The 14258-nt window shown below is 65.2% G+C and carries 13 protein-coding genes and 1 pseudogene; 13 read left to right on the forward strand and 1 reads right to left on the reverse strand.

The genetic code is table 11. The annotated features are described in order from the left end of the window. The first annotated feature begins 55 nt into the window (after positions 1-55). The 10 genes from C6570_RS07030 (at position 56) to C6570_RS07075 (ending at position 9410) form a co-directional block, all read left to right on the forward strand. Entirely contained in the window at positions 56-358 is a 303-nt protein-coding gene (locus tag C6570_RS07030) for a 2Fe-2S iron-sulfur cluster-binding protein (protein WP_106702584.1), read from the forward strand. Positions 359-382: 24 nt separating this feature from the next. Beyond that, on the forward strand, positions 383-970 hold the full coding sequence (locus C6570_RS07035) for an NAD(P)H-dependent oxidoreductase (RefSeq protein WP_106702585.1): 588 nt from the start codon (positions 383-385) through the stop codon (positions 968-970). Between the two features lie 23 nt (positions 971-993). Beyond that, positions 994-2334, forward strand: a complete 1341-nt coding sequence (locus tag C6570_RS07040; protein ID WP_106702586.1) for an amidohydrolase family protein — start codon at positions 994-996, stop codon at positions 2332-2334. Then, positions 2331-2807, forward strand: coding sequence for a RidA family protein (locus C6570_RS07045; RefSeq protein ID WP_106702587.1), 477 nt, complete (start codon positions 2331-2333; stop codon positions 2805-2807). The genes C6570_RS07040 and C6570_RS07045 overlap by 4 nt, the downstream gene beginning before the upstream one ends. Before the next feature lie 29 nt (positions 2808-2836). After that, positions 2837-3700 carry a creatininase family protein gene (locus C6570_RS07050; protein ID WP_106702588.1) on the forward strand — a complete coding sequence of 288 codons (864 nt, stop codon included), beginning with the start codon at positions 2837-2839 and terminating at the stop codon, positions 3698-3700. Between the two features lie 85 nt (positions 3701-3785). Further along, on the forward strand, positions 3786-4784 hold the full coding sequence (locus tag C6570_RS07055; RefSeq protein WP_106702589.1) for an ABC transporter substrate-binding protein: 999 nt from the start codon (positions 3786-3788) through the stop codon (positions 4782-4784). Positions 4785-4886: 102 nt separating this feature from the next. After that, positions 4887-5699: an ABC transporter ATP-binding protein gene (locus tag C6570_RS07060; protein ID WP_106702590.1), complete on the forward strand. Its 813-nt coding sequence runs from the start codon at positions 4887-4889 to the stop codon at positions 5697-5699. After that, the gene (locus tag C6570_RS07065; protein ID WP_425437910.1) at positions 5696-6616 is read left to right on the forward strand and encodes an ABC transporter permease; all 921 of its coding nucleotides are present in this window, start codon (positions 5696-5698) and stop codon (positions 6614-6616) included. The genes C6570_RS07060 and C6570_RS07065 overlap by 4 nt, the downstream gene beginning before the upstream one ends. Before the next feature lie 101 nt (positions 6617-6717). Continuing rightward, positions 6718-8103 (forward strand): FAD-binding oxidoreductase, encoded by a 1386-nt coding sequence (locus tag C6570_RS07070; RefSeq protein ID WP_106704560.1) that lies wholly within the window; start codon positions 6718-6720, stop codon positions 8101-8103. Between the two features lie 114 nt (positions 8104-8217). Continuing rightward, positions 8218-9410 (forward strand): IS3 family transposase gene (locus C6570_RS07075; RefSeq protein ID WP_211297659.1). Its coding sequence is split into 2 segments (ribosomal slippage): positions 8218-8485 and positions 8485-9410, totalling 1194 coding nucleotides; the frame shifts between segments, so codons are not numbered across the junction. Here the strand turns inward: C6570_RS07075 and C6570_RS07080 are convergent. Next, positions 9403-10629, reverse strand: a complete 1227-nt coding sequence (locus C6570_RS07080; protein ID WP_106702591.1) for an IS256 family transposase — start codon at positions 10627-10629, stop codon at positions 9403-9405. The two genes, C6570_RS07075 and C6570_RS07080, sit on opposite strands and share 8 nt — an antisense overlap. Positions 10630-10851: 222 nt before the next feature. Here C6570_RS07080 and C6570_RS07085 point away from each other — a divergent pair. From C6570_RS07085 to C6570_RS07095, 3 genes and pseudogenes are all read left to right on the forward strand, one after another. Next, positions 10852-11686, forward strand: a pseudogene (locus C6570_RS07085) (SDR family oxidoreductase). A gap of 60 nt (positions 11687-11746) precedes the next feature. Beyond that, complete coding sequence (locus C6570_RS07090) at positions 11747-13441, forward strand: thiamine pyrophosphate-binding protein (protein WP_106702592.1); 1695 nt, start codon at positions 11747-11749, stop codon at positions 13439-13441. 8 nt (positions 13442-13449) lie between these two features. Then, positions 13450-14253, forward strand: a complete 804-nt coding sequence (locus tag C6570_RS07095; protein ID WP_106702593.1) for an aspartate dehydrogenase — start codon at positions 13450-13452, stop codon at positions 14251-14253. Positions 14254-14258: the final 5 nt, after the last annotated feature.

The following is a 14258-nucleotide window of genomic DNA, read 5'->3' on the forward strand; positions in this document are numbered from 1 at the left end:
GCTGGCACAGCCTTTGCAATAGTTTGACCAATCGATCAAATCACATGGTCAAACAATGCAGATAGCCCCTGACACCGCCAGCGCCACCCGCACAGAACCCACGTTCGAGCTGATCCTGCAGCGCAGACAGATGCGCTTGCCTGTTGGCCCCGGCGAGAGCATGGCCGACGTGCTGCAGCTCGCAGGCGTGCCGCTGGAAACCCTGTGCGAGCAGGGCGTGTGCGGCACCTGCGTGACCCGCTGGCTGGACGGCGAACCCGACCACCGCGACAGCTGCCTGAGCGCCGCAGAGCAAGCCACCCACCTCGCCGTGTGCTGCGCACGCAGCCACGGGCCCACGCTCACGCTCGACCTCTGAACTTCAACAACCAGGACACCCGCCATGCGCATCCTCGTGATCTATTGCCACCCGGTAGAGACCAGCTACAACGCCGCACTGCACACCGAGGTGGTGCAGCAGCTGCGCGGCGCGGGCCACGAGGTGGACGACTGCGACCTGTACGCCGAGGGCTTTAACCCCGTGATGACCCGCGAGGAGCGGCTGGGCTACCACGAGGTGCCCAGCAACCAGTTGCCCGTGCAGGGCTATGTGGACCGCTTGCTCTGGGCCGAGGCGGTGGTGTTCTGCTTTCCCACCTGGTGCTTTGGCATGCCGGCGATGCTCAAAGGTTTTTTTGACCGCGTGCTCATGCCCGGCGTGGCCTTTGACATCAGCGATCCGCACAACGTCAAGCCCTCGCTCACGCACATCAAGCGCATCGCTGCCGTGGTCACCTATGGCCGCCCCCGCTGGACGGCCCTGTTCATGGGCGACCCACCGCGCAAGTCCATCACACGCTACATGCGCCTGCTCACTGGGGGCAAGGCGCGGGTGGACTACCACGCCTACTACCACATGAACGTGGCCACCCCACCCCGGCTGGCGGCCTTCAAGGCCCGTGTGGGCCAGGCCATGGCGCGCTTTGCATAAGACCCATTTCTAAAGGCCACGGCATGCACGCATCCAGCACTCCCGACCACATCCTGCGCGCAAGGTTGCCGCGCTGGCTGCTGCCTTCCGCGTGGCCGCAGCAGGGCCACCACCCCGCACTGGCCGACCTGCACCTGGCCCAGGGCCGCATCGTGCAGGTGCTGCCCCATGGCACCCAGCCAGCGCCCCACGGCACGGTGTGGGACGTGGCGGGCGCGCTGGTGCTGCCCGGCCTGGTGGATGCGCACACTCACCTGGACAAGGCCTTCACCCTGCCCCGCATGGGCGTTGTCAAGCCCGGCCTGCTCGGCGCCATCGAGGCCATGATGGTGGACCGCCAAAGCTGGACCGAGGCCGACATCCACGCCCGCGCCAGCCGCGCTCTGCAATGGGCCTGCGACGCGGGCACCGTGCACCTGCGCACCCACTGCGACTGGTGGGAGCCCGACGCACAGCCACTGGCGTGGAACGTGTTGCGCGCACTGGCCCATGACTGGGCCGACCGCATCACGCTGGAGCGCGTGAGCCTGATCCCCTTGCACCTGTACACAGATCGCAGCGCCGCCATGCAGCTGGCCGCCACCGTGGCCGCCAGCGGCCCCGGCGCCTTGCTGGGCGGCTTTGTGCATTCCACCAACTGGGACCCGCAGGCCCTGCGCCACTTGTTGGAAGCCGCACAACACCACGGGCTGAACGTGGACCTGCATGTGGACGAAGAACTGCACCCCGGCGCCCAGGGCTTGGCGACCACGGCTGCACTGCTCAAGGATCTGCGCTTTGAAGGCCATGTGGTGTGCGGCCACACCTGCGCTCTGGCGGCACAGGACGAGGCCACGGCCCTCGCCACGCTCGACGCCGTGGCACAAAGCCCGATCACCTTGGTGACGCTGCCCATCACCAATTTGCTGCTGCAGGACGCCACCACCGGCCGCACACCGCGCCAGCGTGGCCTTACGCTGGTGAAGGAGGCCCGTGCACGCGGCATCCCGGTGCTGGTGGCCAGCGACAACGTGCAAGACCCGTTCTGCCCCGTGGGCAGCTTCGACCCGCTGGAGTCCCTGGCCACGGGCGTGCTGGCGGCGCAGCTGGAGGCACCGTTCGACCAATGGAGCGAATCGCTGTGCCGCACCGACTGGCTGCGCACCGGCCGCACTGGCACCACCGCTCTGCCGCTGCAGCCCGGTGCGATGGCGGACCTGCTGGTTTTCACCCAGGCCGACCACTGGGGCTTTCCATCCCGCACACAAGGCGCGCAGGGCCGCGTGGTGCTGCGCCAGGGCCGCGTCGCCAGCGGCCATGCACCGGCCGCCTGGCAGGTGCCCACCCACGTGCCCAACACCTCATCCGCAAGGAGCCTCGCATGAGCACCGCATCTGTCACCGCACCTGCACCGGGCATCGCCCAGCCCCTGGCCCGCTACGCCGCATGGCGCCGCGCAGGCGACTTCATTTACCTGAGCGGGATCATCGCCGTGGACCCCGCCGCCAGCCGCATCGTGCGCGGCTATGACGACATCCCGCATGAAGCCGCCACGCTGATTGGCCGCACGGGCGAGTTCAGCAGCGACATCAAGGAGGGGCCCATCCTCGCGCAGAGCTGGTACGTGCTCGACCGCATCCGCCAGACCATCGAGGCCGCAGGCGGCCAGATGTCCGACGTGTTCAAGCTGGTGCAGTACTTCAAGAACCTGGACCACTTCCCGCAGTACAGCCGCGTGCGCAAGCTGTTCTTCCCCGGCGAGCCCCCCGCATCCACCGTGGTGGAAGTGAGCGGCATGTTGCCCACGCCCGACATCCTCATCGAGGTGGAGGCCACGGCCTACCTCCCTTTGCGCTGACAACAGCTTCCTTCACGAAAGAACCACCCATGCTGCACGGCTACAACCCGCCCCACCGTTACCTGCCCTACCTGAGCTGGACCGAGATCGCAGACCTGCCGGACAAGGAGAACACCGTCATCGTGCTGCCCACCGGCGCGACCGAGCAGCACGGCCCGCACCTGCCGTGTGCGGTGGACACCGTCATCAGCGCAGGCGTGGTGGGCCATGCGCTGGCGCGCCTGCCGGCCGATGTGCCAGCGTTTGCGATGGCACCCATTACCTACGGCAAGTCCGAAGAGCACCTGCACTTCCCCGGCACGGTCACGCTCAGCGGCGAGACCCTGCTGGCCACCATGAACGAGGTGGGCGAGTCGGTATACCGCGCGGGGTTCCGCAAGCTGCTGTTCGTCAACGGCCACGGCGGCCAGCCGCAGGTGATGGAGATGTGCGCCCGCGAGCTGCGGCTGCGCCATGGCGACTTCATCGTGGTGCCCAGCTTCACCTGGCGGGTGCCGCATGTGGCGGGCCAGTTCCTCTCCGACAAGGAAAAGCGCCTGGCCATGCATGCGGGCCACGGCGAAACCGCACTGATGCTGGCCCTGGCCCCCGACACCGTGCACATGGAGCGCGCGGTGGTCAACTACCCGCCCGTATTTGATTCGCCCCTGCTCTCGCCCGACGGCCGCCCCGCCTGCGCCTGGAGTGCCCGCGACTTCGGCCCCAGCGGAATCATTGGCGACCCACTGCCCGCCACGGCCGAGCAGGGCCACGCCATCCTCGAATCGCTGGCCGTGAGCTGGGCCGCCGCCATCACCGAGCTGCACAAGCTGCAGTGGGCACCGCGCACTGAGCCCACCTGGGGCCGTGCCCATCACACCGGGCACATCGAACACTCGTCCGCACTGGCCTGAAACCTGCGAACGCCACCGCCAATCCTTTTCGCCTTTCCCTTCGTTGTCCCTTCGTTCCACCTCCATCCCCTACCGGAGTACCACCATGATGAAGACCGCCTCCCGCCTTTCCAAACTTGGTGCAGCCGCGCTGCTCGCTGTTGGTGCCGTCGGCACCATGCAGGCCCACGCGCAGGAAAAGTTCGCCTACATGACCAACTGGTATGCGCAGGCCGAGCATGGCGGCTTCTACCAGGCGGTGGCTACGGGCCTGTACAAAAAGTACGGGCTGGACGTGACCATCAAGATGGGCGGCCCGCAGGTCAACATCGTGCAGATGATGGCCGCCGGCCAGGCCGAATGCGTGATGGGGTCGAGCGACCTGCAGATGATCCAGATGCGTGAAGGCGGCGTGCCCGTGGTCAATGTGGCGGCCGTATTCCAGAAGGACCCGCAGGTGCTCATCGCGCACGAGGACGTGAAGAAGTTCGAAGACCTCAAGGGCAAGACCATCCTGATCGCCTCGTCGGCCCAGCGCGGCTACTGGCCCTGGCTCAAGGCCAAGTACGGCTTCACCGATTCGCAGACCCGCCCCTACACCTTCAACATCCAGCCCTTCGTCGCCGACAAGAACAGCGCCCAGCAGGGCTACCTGACCTCCGAGCCGTTTGCGATTGCGAAGGCGGGTGTCAAGGCCAACACGCTGATGTTCAGCGACCAGGGCTACCCCGCCTACGCCACCACCATCTCGTGCATGGAAAAGACGGTGAAGGACCGCAGCGCCGCCGTGGCCTCGTTCGTGAAAGCGTCGATGGAAGGCTGGAAGAGCTACCTGGCCGACCCGGCCCCCGCCAACGCGCTCATCAAGAAAGACAACCCCAACATGACCGACGAGCAGCTCGCCTACAGCGTGGCCAAGCTCAAGGAAATGGGCATGGCCACCGGGGGCGACGCAGCCACCATGGGCATCGGCATCATGACCGACGCGCGTGCCAAGGCCAGCTACGACTTCCTGGTGGACGCCAAGCTCATCGACCCCGCCAAGGTCAAGCTGACCGAGACCTACACCACCGCCTTCGTCAAAGACCTCAAGGTTCTGCCCTGAGCCCTGACAGCCCTGAAACAGCGGCCGGTGCGCAGCCCTCCCACGCCCGGCCGCATCCATCGAAAGGCGACCATGACATCCCCCGCTGACTCTCCGCCGCTGATGCACACCCCGATACCAGCCACCCATTCCACTCCCGCCGTGGAGGTCCTCTCTGCCGAGAAAACCTACCCCAATGGCACGCAGGCCCTGTTGCCGGTGGACCTGACCATCGAGGAAGGCGAATTCGTCACCCTGCTCGGCCCCTCGGGCTGCGGCAAGAGCACGCTGCTGAAAATGGTGGCGGGCCTGCTGGAGCCCACCGACGGCCGTCTGCACCTGTGGCGCAAGCCCGTGGCGCAGCTGGACGAAAGCGGCAAGAAGATGGCGTTTGTCTTCCAGTCACCCACGCTCATGCCCTGGGCCAGTGTGCAGACCAATGTGCGCCTGCCGCTGGACCTGGCGGGTGTGCCACGTGCCGAGGCCGATGCGCGCGTGACCGAAGCGCTGGCGCTGGTGGGCTTGTCCAAGTTTGCCAACGCCCTGCCCCGCGCGCTGTCGGGAGGCATGCAGATGCGCGTATCGATCGCGCGCGGCCTGGTCACCCAGCCCGACCTGCTGTTGATGGACGAGCCATTTGGCGCACTGGACGAAATCACGCGCCACAAGCTCGACGCCGACCTGCTCGACTTGTGGCGCAAGAAGAAGCTCACCGTGATCTTTGTGACGCACTCGATCCACGAGGCAGTGTTCCTCTCCAGCCGCGTGGTCATGATGGCCGCGCGCCCCGGCCGCGTGGTCGAAGAGTTCCGCATCGACGCGCCCTACCCCCGCACGGCCGACTTCATGGTGTCGCCCGAATTCAGCCGATATGCCAAGCTGCTGCAGGACAGCCTGCTGCGCGCCAGCGTGGACACCGAGGAGACCGTGGCATGAGCACCCCCTTCCCTTCCGCACCGATGGCGTCGCCCGTGGTCGCCCCTCATCCCGCAGCCGCACCGCGCTCGACGCCTGCACCAGTCGCTGCCAAACCTGCCACCAAGGCAACGCCCAAACGCCCGCCACTCATGGCCCAGCCCCGCGTGCAGCGCGTGGTGTACCCCGTGCTGGTTGGCCTGGTATTGATCGCGCTGTGGCAGGGCCTGGTCACGGCCATGGAGCTGCCGCCCTACCTGGTGCCTTCGCCCATCCTGATGATGAAGACGCTGTTCACCGACTGGGCCGCACTGGGCGGCTCGTTGTGGGTCACCGTCAAGATCACGGTGCTGGCCTTTGTGGTGGCCACGGTGGCGGGCGTGCTGATCTCGTTCCTGTTTGTGCAGAGCAAACGCATCGAGACCGCGCTCTTCCCCTACGCCGTGCTGCTACAGGTCACGCCCATTGTGGCCGTGGCGCCGCTCATCATCATCTGGGTGAAGGACCCGACGGCATCGATGGTGATCTGCGCCGCACTGGTCGCCCTGTTCCCCATCATCAGCAACACCACACTGGGTTTGCGCAGTGTGGAGCCTGACCTGCAAAGCTACTTCCAGCTCAACCGCGCCACGCGGCTGCAGACCCTGCTGCGCCTGCGCATCCCCAGCGCGCTGCCCTACTTCTTTGGCGGGCTGCGCATCTCCAGCGGCCTGGCGCTCATCGGCGCTGTGGTGGCCGAGTTTGTCGCGGGCACCGGGGGCCAGGGTGCAGGGCTGGCGTACCAGATCCTGCAGGCAGGCTTCCAGCTCAACATCCCGCGCATGTTTGCTGCGCTGCTGCTGATTTCGCTCACCGGCGTCGCGCTCTTCGTGCTGATGGCATGGCTCACACGCGTCGCCCTGGGCGGCTGGCACGCCAGCGAAACGTCGCACGACTAGACCTTTCAACCCCATCGCCAACACACCGCGCGCAGACACTGGCGCGCGGCAAGGGCTTCCTTTTGCCCAAAACGGCCGCCAACGGCCAAGGAGATACCGACATGACCACCACCGCCCAACAACTGCACGACCTGCTGCCCGACCTGGACTGGATTGCCGACCCGCTGCGCGTGGGCCGCCTCTCGCAGGACTTTGCCTGGTTCAGCCCCGTGCTCAAGCGCGACCTGGCAGGCAAGCGCGGCGACATCGCCGTGCGCCCGCGCACAGAGGCAGAAATCCGCCAGGTAGTGGCCGCCTGCGCCAGCGCGGGCATCCCACTCACCGTGCGCGGCAGCGGCACCGGCAACTACGGCCAGAGCACGCCACTGCATGGCGGCGTGATCCTGGACCTGTCGGGCTACAACGCCTTTGGCTGGGTGCGCGGCGGCGTGGGCCGCGCGCAATCGGGCATCCGACTGGCAGACTTTGATGCGCAGGCCAAGCCCCACGGGCAAGAACTGCGCTGGCTGCCCAGCACCTACCGCAGCGCCACGCTGGGCGGGCTGTTTGGCGGCGGCTTTGGCGGCGCAGGCTCCATCAACCACGGCCCGCTGGCCGCGCCCGGCAACGTGCTGGCCGTGCGCGCCATGACGGTAGAGCCCGAGCCCCAAATCATCGAACTGCGCGGCCCCGAGGCCATGCTGCTGCACCACACCTACGGCACCAACGGCATCGTGCTGGAGCTGGAAGTGGCCCTGACCCCCGCCGTGGAGTGGACCGAATGCATCGCCACCTTCGAGCAGTTTGACGCTGCGCTGGAGTTTGCCGACCGCTTTAGCAGCGCCCCCGGGCTGGAGAAAAAAGAGGTGTGTTTTGTGGCCGCCCCCATCCCGCAGTACTTCACCAGCTTGGCCGAGCACCTGCCTGCCAACCAGCACGCGGTGCTGCTGCTGGTGGCCCCGCACTCCGAGGCAGGCATGCGCGACATGGTGGCCCAGCACGGCGGCCAGGTCACCTACCGCAAGACGGCCGATGAAGTGGCCAGCAGCCACAAGACGCTGCTCGAATACACCTGGAACCACACCACCCTGCACGCCCTCAAGGTGGACAAGGGCCTGACCTACATCCAGAGCGGCTTCAACCCCATGCACCGCCTCAAACAGGTGAAGGCGCTGGAGGCTGCGCTGAAAGGCGAGGTGATGATGCACCTGGAGTTCTTGCGCACCAAGGAAGGCGCCTTCAACTGCAGCGGCCTGCAGATCATCCGCTACACCACTGAGGAGCGCCTGAACCAGATCATGCAGATCTACCGCGACCACGGCGTGCAGATCAACAACCCACACGTGTACATCGTGGAAGACGGCAAGCAGAACAACCTTGACCCCGCCGTGGTGGGCATGAAGCGCCGCTTTGACCCGCAAGGCCTGCTCAACCCCGGCAAGCTGCGCAGCTGGTATGCGACCGAGCCCCACGCTGCAGCCCTTGCACCCGCGCTCCAGACCGCCTGACCCTCTACAGCGACATCTCCGGTCTTCCTCCCTCTCCCCTTGCGGGAGAGGGCCGGGGTGTCATGGTCCAATGAAATAGGACACCTCGATAGGGGCCCATAGACCCCAGAGGAGATGACGAACATGAAAGACAAAAGAGCGCGCAGGGCGTTTGACGCAGCCTTCAAGCTGCAAGTGGCCAAGATGGGCCGACAACAGAATCTGAGCGTGGCTCAGGTCAGCAAGGATCTGGATCTGGTTGACAGCGCGGTGCGCCGCTGGCTGGCGCAGTACGACGAAGAGGCGGCCGGGCGCCCAGGTGTTGGCAAACCATTGACGGCCGAGCAGCAACGCATTCGGCAATTGGAGTCTCAGGTCAGGCAATTGCAATCGGACAATGAACTCTTAAAAAAAGCGTCGGCCTTCTTCGCCCGGGAAATGAAATGATTCAGGACCTGATGAGTGCGCAAGCACAGGCGCAGAAGGCCACAGTGAGCCAGTGGTGCAGGGTGCTCGGCATGAGCCGCTCGGGCTGGTACGCGGCGCGCAAGCGTGCCACCACAAAGGCTGCAGTGAGCCCGCTGAGCCTTCAGGCCAAAGCAGTCTTCCATGCCAGTGGCAGCAGCTACGGCAGTCGCCGCCTGAGTGCACAGCTGAAATTGCAAGGCTGGGCTGTTGGGCGCCACAAAGCACGCACCCTGATGGCCGCGCACGGGCTGCGAGCGCGCTGGCGACGCAAGTTCACGCACACCACCGACAGTCGCCATGGCTCGGCTGCAGACAACGTACTGCAGCGCCAGTTCAGTCCTGACAAGCCCAACCAGACATGGGCCAGCGACATCACCTACGTTCGCACACGCAGTGGCTGGCTCTATCTGGCGGTGGTGCTGGACCTGTTCTCCAGAAAAGTAGTGGGCTGGGCCATGGCCCCGAGCATGCCAGCACAGCTGGTGTGCGAGGCGCTGAGCATGGCCATCACAAGCCGCCGCCCCAAGCCGGGATTGCTGGTTCATTCGGACCGAGGCAGTCAGTACGCCAGCGAGCTGCACATGGGGTTGCTGCACAGCCTCGGCCTGGTGAGCAGCATGAGTCGCAAGGGCAACTGCTGGGACAACGCAGTGATGGAGCGATTCTTCCTGAGTTTGAAGATGGAGCGTGTCTGGCAGCGCGACTATGCAAACCATGCCGAGGCCAAGGCGGACATCGCGGACTACATCGTGGGCTTCTACAACCCTATCAGGCTGCACTCCACGCTGGGATACCAGTCACCCAATAGCTACGAGAGGGCGTGCCCGAATTTTTGTGTAAACGGTTCGGACTTCAATTGACGGAGATGCGGTCTGCGAACTGAATAGTAAAGCGGGTCAGCGCAGCCTTCCAATCCCGGATGGGCATGGTCCACTTCTGGCTGATATTGCGCAGTGCCAGGTAGAACAGCTTGGTCAGCGCCTCGTCGCTGGGGAACGAGCCCCGGTTCTTGCTCAGCTTCCTCAGGCCCATGTTCACCGACTCGATGGCATTGGTCGTGTAGATGACCTTGCGGATTTCCGCCGGATAGTCAAAGAACGGCGTCAACCGACTCCAGTTCCTGCGCCAGGACTGGCCGATGGGCAAGTAGTCCGAATCCCACTTGGCCTCGAACTCGCCCAGTCGCAGCTCGGCCTCTTCGGCCGTGGCGGCCTGGTAGATGTGGCGCAGGTCTGCTGCCACCTCTTTGCGGCGCTTCCACGAGACGTAGTTCAGGCTGTGGCGCACCATGTGCACGATGCACAGCTGCACCACAGCCTTGGGGAACACCGCCTCGATGGCATCGGGGAAGCCCTTGAGCCCGTCAACGCAGGCGATGAAGATGTCCTGCACACCCCGGTTGCGCAGCTCGGTGACCACCTGCAGCCAGAACTTGGCACCCTCGGTCTGCGCCAGCCACAGGCCCAGCACCTCCTTCTCGCCATTCATGTTGATGCCGATGGCCAGGTACACCGCCTTGACCCGCACCGCGCCCTCGCGCACCTTCACGTGGATGCAGTCCAGATAGACGATGGGGTAGATGGCGTCCAGCGGGCGGGCCTGCCAGACCTTGACCTCTTCGCTGACGGCGTCCGTCACCGATGAAATCAGGCTGGGCGAGACCTCGGCGCCGTACATCTGCTGCAGGTGGCTCTGAATCTCGCGCACCGTCATGCCACGGGCGTACAGCGAGATGATTTTGTCGTCGAAACCGTTCCAGCGGGTCTGGTGCTTGGGGATGAGCTGGGGCTCAAAGCTGCCGTGGCGGTCACGGGGTACTTCGATGGGCAGCTCGCCGAACTCGCCCTTGAGGGTCTTCTTGCTCTTGCCGTTGCGGGTGTTGCCGCTGGCGTTGGCCACGGCTTCATGGCGCTCGTGCCCCGGGTGCTCGGTCAACTCCACGTCCAGCGCCTTCTCCACCAGCAGTTTGGTCAGCTGCTTGAGCAGGCCGTTCTCGCCGATGAGGTCTTCGGGCTTCTTGTAGTTGGCCAGCAGGCCAGACAGCAGTTCTTCGGATACGTCGTGTTTCTTGGTGCTCATTGTGCTTGCGGACAGGCCGGCTTGCGCCGGCGGTGGATTGTCCGTTTACACAAAATTCTGCACACCCTCCCGTCCTCCGCCTCGGCTTCGAATACCTCGCATCCCTGGAGTTGACAGAGAGATTTCCGGCATGTTGGGCTATGCGCCCGCGGTGCGGGCCGCGCGTGCCATCGCTGCGAGCCAATCGGGCGCGCGCACAGCAAGCTAACCAAGGCTGTGACTATGACAACGTCGACCATTTCACGCTTTCTGCCGCCGGATGCGCTTGTTGGCCGCGTTGCGGTGGTCACTGGCGGCAGCTCCGGCATCGGCCTGGCGACGGTCGAGACACTCTTGTCTGCTGGGGCGGCCGTGGCATTTTGCGGGCGCGATGCTGCGCGGCTCGCCCAGGCGGAGCAGGCTCTTCGCGCCGCCTTCCCTGCTTCCAAAATTCTCTCGCGTACTCGATGTGCTGAACGATGAAGCGGTGCGGGCGTTTGCGGACGAAAGTCAAGCCGTGCTGGGCCCTGCAGCCATGCTGGTGAACAACGCGGGCCAGGGGCGTGTGTCCACCTTCGCGGATACGGATGACCAAGCCTGGTTGGATGAACTCAAGCTCAAGTTCCTTTCCGTCATTCATCCCACTCGGGCCTTCTTTCCGCAACTGGCCGCAGAACGACGACGCTTAGGCGACGCCGCGATCGCCTGCGCCAATTCGTTGCTGGCGCGCCAGCCAGAGCCGCACATGGTGGCCACGTCAGCAGCGCGCGCGGGGATTTTGAATCTTGTCCGCTCCATGGCGACAGAGTTCGCGCCTCAGGGCGTGCGGGTCAACGGCATCTTGATTGGCTTGGTCGAATCGGGTCAATGGCGTCGCCGCTTTGAGGCGCGCGAGGAAAAATCCCAGGATTGGCAGACCTGGAGCGCCAACCTTGCCGCGACCAAGCACATTCCGTTGGCGCGGCTTGGCCTGCCGGTTGAAGCTGCCCGCGCGCTGACATTCCTTGTCTCGCCTTTTTCTTCCTACACCACTGGAAGTCACATCGACGTATCAGGTGGGCATTCGCGCAGCGCCTGAGCCGCTATGTATTGCTCAGCGCCTATCGACCAACGAACCACGAAACCCATTTCGGATCTCATGACGAACCCCGCCACAAAAATCACCGTCGGCGCTTTGGTCGCGGCCTTCCTCGAACAGTGTGGCGTCAAGGCTGCGTTCGGCGTGATCTCCATTCACAACATGCCAATCCTGGATGCGCTTGCCCAACGTGGTGCGATCCGATTTGTCATGGCACGTGGCGAGGCCGGAGCGGGCAACATGGCCGATGCCTACGCCCGCTCCACCTCCAGCCTGGGGGTGTGCATCACCAGCACCGGCCCGGCTGCCGGCAACATTGCCGGCAGTTTGGTCGAGGCCTACACGGCCGGCACGCCGCTGCTGCACATCACAGGTCAGATCGAGATGCAGTACCTCGACCAAAAGCTGTCCTACATCCATGAGGCGCCCGATCAGCTGACCATGCTGACAGCCGTATCCAAGGCGGCTTTCCGCGTGCGCAGCGCCGGGACTTGCCTGTCCACGCTCAAGGCCGCTGTGCAGGCGGCAATGACTGCACCTACGGGGCCGGTCAGCGTCGAGATTCCGATCGATATCCAGCAAACCTTGGTCCACATGCCCGCCGATCTGTCGCCCCTGCCGGTCTCGGTTTTGGCGCCGGCCGAAGCCGCTCTCGACGCCATGGCCGATCGGCTAGCAATGGCTAGGCGGCCGCTGTTGTGGCTGGGCGGCGGCGCACGCCATGCCGGCAAGCATGTGGAGCGCCTCAAGGCCATGGGTTTCGGCATCGTGACCACCGTGCAAGGGCGCGGCATCGTGCCCGAAGACGACCCCGCTTCGCTGGGCGCCTACAACATTCAAAAGCCGGTGGAAGCCTTCTTCCAGACCTGCGACGCCATGCTGGCGGTGGGCACTCGCCTACGCAGCAACGAAACCCTGAAGTACGAACTGCAGCTGCCGCGCCCACTGCTGCGCGTCGATGTGGACGCAGCGCAGCAGGGCCGCTGCTATGCGGACGACGGTTTTGTGTGTGGCGATGCCGGTCTGGCGCTGGCAGGCTTGGCGGATCGGCTCGAAAAGCGCGGCTACAAGGCCGATCCGGCGTTGCTGGCCGACCTGCGCAAAGCGCATGACGCTGCCGCCGGCATGCTGCGCGACGGCTTGGGCCCTTACGCGCAACTGGTTCAGCAGCTGCAGACCATAGCGGGCCGCAAGTTCAACTGGGTTCGTGACGTTACGCTGTCCAACAGCACGTGGGGGAACCGCGAACTGCGTTTCTTCGAGCCCAATGCGGGCGTGCACGCCACCGGCGGCGGCATCGGCATGGGCATGCCCATGGCCATCGGCGCGGCGGTTGGCGCCGCCGAAACGGGATCTGGCAGGAAAACCCTGGGTCTGGCGGGTGACGGTGGCTTCATCCTGAACCTGGGCGAGTTGGCCACGCTGGTGCAAGAGAAGTGCGATGCACTGATCGTGCTGATGAACGACCAGCGATACGGTGTCATTCGCAACATTCAGGACGCATCGTATGGCGGCCGGCACTGCTATGTGGAGCTGCACACGCCAGACTACGCGCAACTGTGTGCGTCGATCCAGCTGCCGCATGCGCGGATTGCAAGCCTTGACGAACTGCCGGATCAACTCAAAGCGGCTTGGGCTGCCAAAGGCCCGTTTCTGCTGGAAATCGATATGCGTTCGATCGGCGGATTCAAAACCAATTTTGCCGGCCCGCCAGTGAACAAACTGGATCAGGTGCCCGCCAGTCCCGCCGTTTGAGGGCTTCGATGACCGTGCGATTCGCCCTGATTGGATGCGGAGCCATCGGCACCGCGTTGCTGGAGCTGGTGCAGGCGGATGCCGATCTGCAGGCGGCAGCCATCGTGGTGCCAGCGCACGGTATGGGTCAGGCACGAAGCGTTGCTGGCCGCCTGGCGCCAAACGCCCGGGTGACGCAGTCCGTGCCGTTTCTGGGCGTGGACTTGATCTTGGAAGCCGGCGGCCATTCGGCCATTGAGCAGCACGTGCTGCCGGCGCTACAGCGCGGCGTGCCGGCCATTGTTGCCTCGGTCGGCGCGCTGTCTGCCCACGGGCTGCCCGAGCAGTTGGAGGCCGCTGCACGCGACGGCGGCACGCAGGTGCAATTGATCGCCGGCGCCATCGGCGCCATCGACGCACTCGCTGCCGCCCGCATTGGCGGCCTGGAAACAGTGCGCTACACCGGCCGCAAGCCGCCGCTTGCCTGGAGCGGCACCCCGGCCGAGCAGGGGCGTGAACTGGAAACGCTCACCGCAGAGACGGTCATCTTCGAAGGGTCTGCCCGAGAAGCTGCGCACCTGTACCCCAAAAATGCCAACGTCGCTGCCACCGTCTCGCTGGCCGGACTGGGTCTTGACCGCACCGCCGTACGCCTGATCGCCGACCCGGCCGTCACCGAGAACGTGCACCAGGTGGAGGCCACCGGCGCCTTCGGCCGCTTCGAGCTGACCATGCGCAACCAGCCGCTGTCCGCCAATCCCAAGACCTCGGCACTGACCGTCTACAGCGCGGTGCGAGCCTTGCGTGGCCGCGCTGCTCCGCTGGTTATCTGATCCCA

Origin of the sequence: Ottowia oryzae, assembly GCF_003008535.1 — a bacterium.
Classification (GTDB): Bacteria; Pseudomonadota; Gammaproteobacteria; order Burkholderiales; family Burkholderiaceae_C; genus Ottowia; species Ottowia oryzae.

Bases quoted from the DNA above. Each gene is read 5' to 3' on its own strand.
- C6570_RS07030 (WP_106702584.1), top strand. From the start codon at position 56: ATGCAGATAGCCCCTGACACCGCCAGCGCCACCCGCACAGAACCCACG.
- C6570_RS07035 (WP_106702585.1), top strand. From the start codon at position 383: ATGCGCATCCTCGTGATCTATTGCCACCCGGTAGAGACCAGCTACAAC.
- C6570_RS07040 (WP_106702586.1), top strand. From the start codon at position 994: ATGCACGCATCCAGCACTCCCGACCACATCCTGCGCGCAAGGTTGCCG.
- C6570_RS07045 (WP_106702587.1), top strand. From the start codon at position 2,331: ATGAGCACCGCATCTGTCACCGCACCTGCACCGGGCATCGCCCAGCCC.
- C6570_RS07050 (WP_106702588.1), top strand. From the start codon at position 2,837: ATGCTGCACGGCTACAACCCGCCCCACCGTTACCTGCCCTACCTGAGC.
- C6570_RS07055 (WP_106702589.1), top strand. From the start codon at position 3,786: ATGATGAAGACCGCCTCCCGCCTTTCCAAACTTGGTGCAGCCGCGCTG.
- C6570_RS07060 (WP_106702590.1), top strand. From the start codon at position 4,887: ATGCACACCCCGATACCAGCCACCCATTCCACTCCCGCCGTGGAGGTC.
- C6570_RS07065 (WP_425437910.1), top strand. From the start codon at position 5,696: ATGAGCACCCCCTTCCCTTCCGCACCGATGGCGTCGCCCGTGGTCGCC.
- C6570_RS07070 (WP_106704560.1), top strand. From the start codon at position 6,718: ATGACCACCACCGCCCAACAACTGCACGACCTGCTGCCCGACCTGGAC.
- C6570_RS07080 (WP_106702591.1), bottom strand. From the start codon at position 10,629: ATGAGCACCAAGAAACACGACGTATCCGAAGAACTGCTGTCTGGCCTG.
- C6570_RS07090 (WP_106702592.1), top strand. From the start codon at position 11,747: ATGACGAACCCCGCCACAAAAATCACCGTCGGCGCTTTGGTCGCGGCC.
- C6570_RS07095 (WP_106702593.1), top strand. From the start codon at position 13,450: ATGACCGTGCGATTCGCCCTGATTGGATGCGGAGCCATCGGCACCGCG.